5 protein-coding genes are annotated in these 7,330 nt (G+C 35.5%); 1 reads left to right on the top strand and 4 read right to left on the bottom strand.

Annotated elements, in window-relative coordinates; genetic code table 11:
* Positions 1-285: 285 nt before the first annotated feature.
* From mutS to OZD63_RS01050, 3 genes are all read right to left on the bottom strand, one after another.
* Positions 286-2,805, bottom strand: coding sequence for a DNA mismatch repair protein MutS (gene mutS, locus OZD63_RS01060; RefSeq protein ID WP_275007874.1), 2,520 nt, complete (start codon positions 2,803-2,805; stop codon positions 286-288).
* A 274-nt stretch (positions 2,806-3,079) separates the two neighbouring features.
* On the bottom strand, positions 3,080-3,253 hold the full coding sequence (locus OZD63_RS01055; protein ID WP_275007872.1) for a hypothetical protein: 174 nt from the start codon (positions 3,251-3,253) through the stop codon (positions 3,080-3,082).
* On the bottom strand, positions 3,228-3,884 hold the full coding sequence (locus OZD63_RS01050) for an ankyrin repeat domain-containing protein (protein WP_275007871.1): 657 nt from the start codon (positions 3,882-3,884) through the stop codon (positions 3,228-3,230). Before OZD63_RS01050 ends, OZD63_RS01055 begins: the two co-directional genes overlap by 26 nt.
* A 765-nt stretch (positions 3,885-4,649) precedes the next feature.
* Between OZD63_RS01050 and OZD63_RS01045 the strand changes: the two genes are divergently transcribed.
* Complete coding sequence (locus tag OZD63_RS01045; RefSeq protein WP_274979981.1) at positions 4,650-5,357, top strand: TerC family protein; 708 nt, start codon at positions 4,650-4,652, stop codon at positions 5,355-5,357.
* Between the two features lie 32 nt (positions 5,358-5,389).
* On the opposite strand, the gene guaA is transcribed toward OZD63_RS01045, so the two are convergent.
* Positions 5,390-6,952 (bottom strand): glutamine-hydrolyzing GMP synthase, encoded by a 1,563-nt coding sequence (gene guaA / locus OZD63_RS01040; protein ID WP_275007870.1) that lies wholly within the window; start codon positions 6,950-6,952, stop codon positions 5,390-5,392.
* Positions 6,953-7,330 lie beyond the last annotated feature (378 nt).

The raw sequence follows: 7,330 nt of genomic DNA, 5'->3' as shown, positions 1-7,330 counted from the left end.
TTTGATGTCTTGTAACGCTTTATAAGCGCGTTCAGCTTATTTAGATAAAAATCTAGATGTAGATGAAGTTCTGTAAAGACATACAGTATCTATATACTGCAAAAAATTGAACATAAGACGCCGATACATTAAGTAATCCTTACCTTTTAATCTGCAGATTGGCGAAAGCAAATACAACAGCTCCGCTGTCATGATAAGGGCGCTGGCGAAGGGTGTCAAGTAAGTTTTTCGTTTCTATAGCTACTACCACGATTGTATAGGTAATTCTTCACTTATAATAATGATTCAAGCCTTCAGCTCCTCAAACACTTCACTTGCTCTATTTAAAACAGAATCAGGAAAACCAGCAAGTTTTGCTACATGTATTCCATATGACTCATCTGCAATGCCTTCAATTACTTCATGTAGAAAAATAACCTCTCCGTTCCACTCTCTTATTTTTACACAAAAACATTTCACGTTCTTCAAGTATTTGCTTACTTTAGTTAATTCATGATAATGAGTTGCAAAAATGGCGCGGCACTTATTTACATTGTGAATATGTTCAATCACCGCCTGTGCAATAGATAATCCATCATACACCCCTGTGCCCCTACCAATTTCATCAAGTATCACCAAGGAACGGTCCGTTGCCTGATTTACTATCGTTGCTGTTTCGATCATCTCTACCATGAAGGTAGAATAACCAGCTGTTATATTATCCGTTGCGCCAACCCTGCTGAATATCTTGTCAATCACTCCAATATGTGCACTCTCTGCTGACACAAATGACCCCATGTGAGCTAAAATTGCAATGAGAGCGTTTTGCCTCAAGAAAGTGCTTTTTCCAGCCATATTAGGACCAGTAATTAGATGTATACCAGCTAAATTGATGCTATTTGCAATGAATTTATCGTTAACTTCAACCACTGGGTGTCTTCCGCTACAGATATTGAACTCTTTGCTGTCATCAATAATGGGTTTTACGTAATTATTTTGCACTGCAAGCTCTGCAAATGCGGTTCTAATATCAAGTTTTGCCAAAGCATTTGCGGCAAGAGCAATTTTTTCAGATTCTTTAGCGACTTCACTACACAGTTCACTAAAAATTTTCATTTCTAAGCCGATTGCAGCATCACGTGCCGTAAGAATTTTATTTTCTAGTTCTTTCAATTCATTAGTAGTGTAGCGCATGCTATTTGCTAAGCTTTGTCTATGAATAAATATATCCGAAGTTATTTTGTGATTTGCCGACACTTCAACGTAATAACCGAGTATGTTGTTATGTAATATTTTAAGTGCGGCAATACCAGTTAGGTCGCGATAAGATTCACGGAGTTTGGTTATTAGTTTATTACTATTATTTAATACATAGGATAACTCAGATAATTCTGAGTTGTATTTTGAGTGGATAAACCCTCCTTCTTTTACGGAACTAAGATTGTTATCAAGCACAGCACCGTTTAGAAGCTCAAACAGGTCTTTATGATTGCCAAGGCTTTTATGTATTGTGCTGAGTTCACTCTCGTCACTACTTATCACCTGAGTGGTAGACACTGACTCCTTTTCTCTAGATTCCAGTGCCAAGCACTGGAATGACATCTGAGAGTTAGCTACTGGTTCTTCACTTAAACAATAATTATGCAAGGTAGACAGAAACTCAGACAACTCTAAAGTCTTTCCTAGGCCTATTTTCAATAGGTTCATATCCTTTGGTGAACCACGCCCTAGTATTAAGCGCGATAAAGACCTTTCAATATCCGGAATGTTAGATAATATCTCTCGTATTTTTCTGCGTGAATCATGATTATTTACAAAAAATTGAGCGGTGCTGAGCCTCAAATTGATTGCCTTGGAGCAAGCAAGGGGTGAAGCGAGCATTTGTTTGAGCAGGCGTCCACCAGAAGCTGTAACTGTATGATCAATAACTGAAATTAGTGAACCTTTCTTTTCACCAAATTGAGTTGAAAACAACTCAAGATTTCTCCTTGCTGAAGCATCAATAAGCATGAAATTTTGTTGCTTATAGGTTTTTGGGAATTCAAGCCTTGGAATGGAGCCCCTTTGCGTTACTCTGACATATTCAAGCAGTGCACCACACGCCATGATTTCTACTTTGCTGAAATTTCCTATACTCCCAAGTTCCCTGATTTTATAAAACTCGCATAATGTTCTGTGAGATTTACTATACTCAAAAAAGCTCTGTGCGTGTTGCGTAATTGATATTTTATAATTTTTTAAAATCGATCTAATTTTTTCATCCTCAGTGAATTTTTCAGAAATTAATAATTCTCTTGGTGATATACGCAATAAATCACTATCTAGAGCTTTCAAACTCGTTAAAGTGTGAAAAAATTTTCCCGTCGATAATTCAAGCCAACTAATAGCATATTCGTCATTTTGTTCAACTATGGATGCGAGATAATTATTGCTTTTATCCTCCAGTAGTGAATCTTCTATAATTGTACCTGGAGTTACAACTCGCACTACATCACGTTTTACTATGGATTTATAGCCCCTCTTTTTTGCTTCATCAGCAGTTTCTAATTGATCACAGATTGCTACTTTGAATCCTAAATCTATTAGCTTGTGCAGGTAAGATTCACTACTGTGTGCTGGCACTCCACACATTGGTATTTCTTGCCCACACGAATTACCTCTCTTAGTGAGCACTATATTCAGCAATTTCGCAGCTTTAATAGCATCATCGAAAAACAATTCATAAAAATCTCCTAGCCTATAAAATAGCAGATGATCTTTGTATTGAGCTTTCAGGTTCAAATACTGCTCCATCACAGGGGTGTTTTTTTCTTTTACGAAGCTCATAATATTTTTTAATATATTGTATTGATAAACGTTATTATAGATTATATTGCACATGTGAATAAGATAAATTTTAAATAGGTGTATAGGGGGGAAAATTTAAAACAATTAAATTTCTTGGATCCAAGTAGTCAGGACACTTGGATGACATAAAGAGTAGGAGTATTTGATGACAAAAAAACAAAAACACATTTGTCATTCCAGCGCGTGACGCTGGAATCCAGAATATCCTAATTACAAGGTTTATTATTTAGTTTGAAAAATACTATAGCTTTTTCTATGTAAGTTGTGGCCCCTGTTTACCATTTGCGACAGTTGTATCATCAACAGATATTTCAGAGCTAACAGTGCTAATAGTTTTTTCTATCGCTTTAGCCTGTTCATAGTCTTGACTCAAAAAATACATGGCCAGTCCAATAGCTATACTAGCAACAAGAGAAGATGCTATCATTACACCTAGTATCATACCACCAGAAAGACTTACTGCAACACACACCAGCTCCAAGTACAACACCAAGAAAACCACCAATTATTACGCCAGGCACCAAACTGCCTACCATAGCGCTTTCTTTTTTCGTATTAGCTTGTTTTTTCATATTTTTAATAAGCACTTCTTTTGTTTTTCCTTGAGCTAAATCTGAAGGAACTTTATTATCCGCGTTTTGTATCAAAGGATTTGCACTATATGTAACAAGCAGGGTGGTTATTTCTTCAGTTTTATTACCTATAACTGCATGATGTAGTAATGTATTTCCCTCTTCATCTTTAAAGTTTATATGAGTACGAAATTCTTCATCTAGATTTCTTATTGGGTTGTTTTTTGCATATATCCTAGATTGTATTGCTCCATCTAAGTATTGTATTACTTGTTCTAGTGATTGCTCGCCAGGATTTTGTATAAAATGAAGCAGAATTTCGTGTACTATCGCTTCCTTTGTAGTTTGTGGGCATTGTAAAGCGTAATTAAATGTCTGTGTAGTAATAACTTCTTCTTTTACTTTTTTAAGAACAACCCTTAAATCTTCAATCGCCTTTTCACCATCTTTTATTCCAAGAATTATTGAATCCAAATTATTTATCATGCTATCCCCCTTGGTTTGATTGCATTACTCATTAGTAAATAATATAATAAATCCTGCTAAAAGTCAAGCAATTAATTAATAAGTTAATATAATCCTCCAAAAGGAGCTCCTTACTTTTTGTTCAGCATGTCCATTGGATCAGACTCTTTAAGCTTGCTGTTTGCTGAATTTATTCATCACAATAGCTACAATGTGCTATCGAAGTTCTCTGTAATCTTAGTTGGTTCTTCTAGAATATTCAAAATATCAGTTGCACAATAAACCCGATCTCTCTTTCCTTGAGAAGTTTGTGAAACGATGCCTAAATCTTCAAGCTTTACGATTGCTCTTTGGGCTGTTGTAAATACGACACCTAAGTTTTCAACCACTTCCCTTATAGTAAAGTAAGGGTTTAAAGACTATTCACTAAATCATTGTCCCATTCAAATTTTGGTGGCAAGGGGCTTGGTATAAATGCCTGATAACCAGCGAATACTTTGCCTGATGGTGATCCTTTAATATACATTCATTCAACCTAGCACACTATTTTTGTAGTATATATTATTTTCAAATAAAGTCAAAAATGAAAATAAGGCTTTATCTTATTTGCGTGCATGAAAATAAGAAACTCTCTTATTATTGATTTTGCTCAAAAACGAAAATAGAAGAAGCTGCTGAACTTTATATATCCTGTTTTTCTGGAGAACTGCTATAAAACTTCTGAGTGAAGTCACTTAATTTTTACACATCTATTGTAGAGTAAGAAGAACCGAATTTGAAACAAAAATGCTAACTGATGCTTGGACTTTACTGACACTTACACTACTTGAAACTATACTTAGTGTAGACAATTTAATCTTTATTTCTCTAGCAATAGATAAGGTACCAAATGCGCTGAGAGAAAGAGTGCGCCTTATGGGCCTTGGATTAGCACTATTAATGCGTTTTGTAATACTATTTTTTACATCATCTATATTATCAATGCAAAAACCTATATTTCACACTGCATCAGCAAGGGATTTACTTATGATCGCAGGGGGATTATTCCTTATTGTTAAGAGCTCTATGGAGTTACGGGATGACATCTTTGTATGTAAGAAAAATAAAAAGAAAGCAAACGTTAAATCAAAATTTTTTTTAGTTGTGCTACAAATTATATTAATAGATTTAGTTTTTTCGGTTGATTCGATATTAACTGCTATAGCACTAACTTATAACATGGTAATAATTGCTACAGCATTTACATTTTCTATGCTAGCAATGCTGTTTTTATCAAGTTATACCGCCCAGTTAATCAAATCTAACCCAGGGTTAAAAATAATCGCCATTTTATTTGTTTTACTTGTCGGTGTGTACCTCATACTTCATGGATTTCATATAGAATTATCAAAAGGATATTTGTATTCTTCATTTATGTTTGCACTGCTTGTGGAAATTATAAGCAAAATAAAGAAAATTAACCGTCATACCGCGATTCATTCGCGGTATCTCTAGATCCAGCTAACAAGCAGCGGGATCTTTTTGATTTACTCCCACTCAATAGTTGCGGGTGGTTTAGAAGTGATATCATAAACAACTCTATTTACTCCGGGAACATTATTAACAATTATACTGCCGACATTGCGTAAAAAATCCCAAAATACTAGCAAGTGTTGATCCTTATCTTCAAATGGAAATGCATCGGCTGTCATACCATCAGATGATGTTACAGCCCTTAAAGCACAAACATATCCATACGTACGACCATCTCCTATAACGCCTACAGTTTTTATTGGTAATAATACAGCAAAAGCCTGCCATATCTTATCATATAGATCGTAATTTTTCATCGTATTAATATATATTTCATCTACTTCTTGCAATATTTGCACCTTTTCTTTATCGACTTCACTTATAATCCTCACTGCAAGTCCGGGTCCAGGAAATGGATGTTGAAATATTATCTCGTCTGAAAGCCCAATTTCTTTTCCAAGTAGCCTTACCTCATCTTTAAAGAGGTAACGTAAAGGCTCCACTAACTTCAGATTCATCTTTTCTGGCAACCCACCAACATTATGGTGAGACTTAATTGTACTAGTGCTGTCTGAGGCATGCCCTGACTCAACTACATCAGAGTAGATGGTACCTTGCATCAAAAAATCCACATCACCTATTTTTTTTGCTTCTTCTTCAAACACTTCAATAAAAGTGTTACCGATAATTTTTCGCTTTTCTTCTGGATCAGTTATTCCCTTCAACCTACTCAAAAATAAATTTGATTTATCAACGTAATTTATCGGAATCTCTTTCAACATAGCGATGGTTTGGTTCTTGCGTAACAACCCAGTATCGATAAAAATACAGTTCAATTGTTTTCCTATAGCTTTATGTGTGAGAGCCGCTGCAACGCTTGAATCAACCCCACCACTTACTGCAGCGATTACTTTTTTCTCTCCTACTACATTTTTGATTTTTTCCTTTTGCTCCTCAATAAACGACTTCATTGTCCAGTCTCTTTTGCAATTTGCAATATCCAAGAAGTTAGAGAGCAATTTACTGCCATTTGTTGTGGGCTTAACCTCAGGATGGAACTGAGTACAGTAAATCTTCCGCTGTTCGTTGACAATCATTGCTATTGTTTGATTTACCACACCTGATGCGATAACAGTAAATCCCTGTGGTATAGTATCAACACTGTCCGCATGGTTCATTAATACATCCACTTCAGAATTAACATCCCAGGTATCCTTTACAATGGGGGATTCTTTTAGTATCTTGATTTTAGTTCTACCAAACTCCTGTTTGAAACTCTCTTTTACTTTTGCTCCAAAATAATGACAAATGAGTTGCTGTCCATAGCATATTCCGAGTATAGGAACGCTTGTTGCCTCATTAAGTTTTATAATTTCATGTACTACTCTACTTGTTTCAGAACAATCATCATTTACAGATTGTGGTCCTCCAGAGAGAATAAACCCATTGAATTTTGATATTGTTTCAAAACTGATGTTGCTTGGAAATATCTCACAATAAACACCCATTCCTCTTACTTGTCTTGCGATAAGCTGTGTAAACTGTGAACCAAAATCAATAATGGCAATTGCTGACAATTTGCTCCTCCATATTATTTAAAATGATATCTGATAATAAAGAAAATAATGGAGTAAGTAAACCAAGACCTGTTTAAAAGCTTTAACGCGTGGTACAAGTTAGCTATATAGCTAATTTTCCTACACCATGCCGCTGCGACGCTAACTAGTAGCGGAATGACAGCAATCTACGCCATACCGCCGCAGTATCTCAGCCGCTAACAAGAGATCCCGCTAACAAGCAGCGGGATGACGATTGTCGTTTAGCCATAAATGTTTAAGAAATTTACCAAATGAAAAAAAAGGCAAAAGAAACCCTAGGGTAGCTGGTTATTCACTATCCATTTTTTAAGTTGGCGTTTTTTTATGTTTTAAACGCTTTATAAGCGCGTTTCAGCT

The organism is Wolbachia endosymbiont of Drosophila leontia (assembly GCF_028981785.1).
GTDB classification, from domain to species: Bacteria; Pseudomonadota; Alphaproteobacteria; order Rickettsiales; family Anaplasmataceae; genus Wolbachia; species Wolbachia pipientis.
Note: the sequence above shows the minus strand (reverse complement) of the source record. Positions and strands in the feature narration are given on the sequence as shown.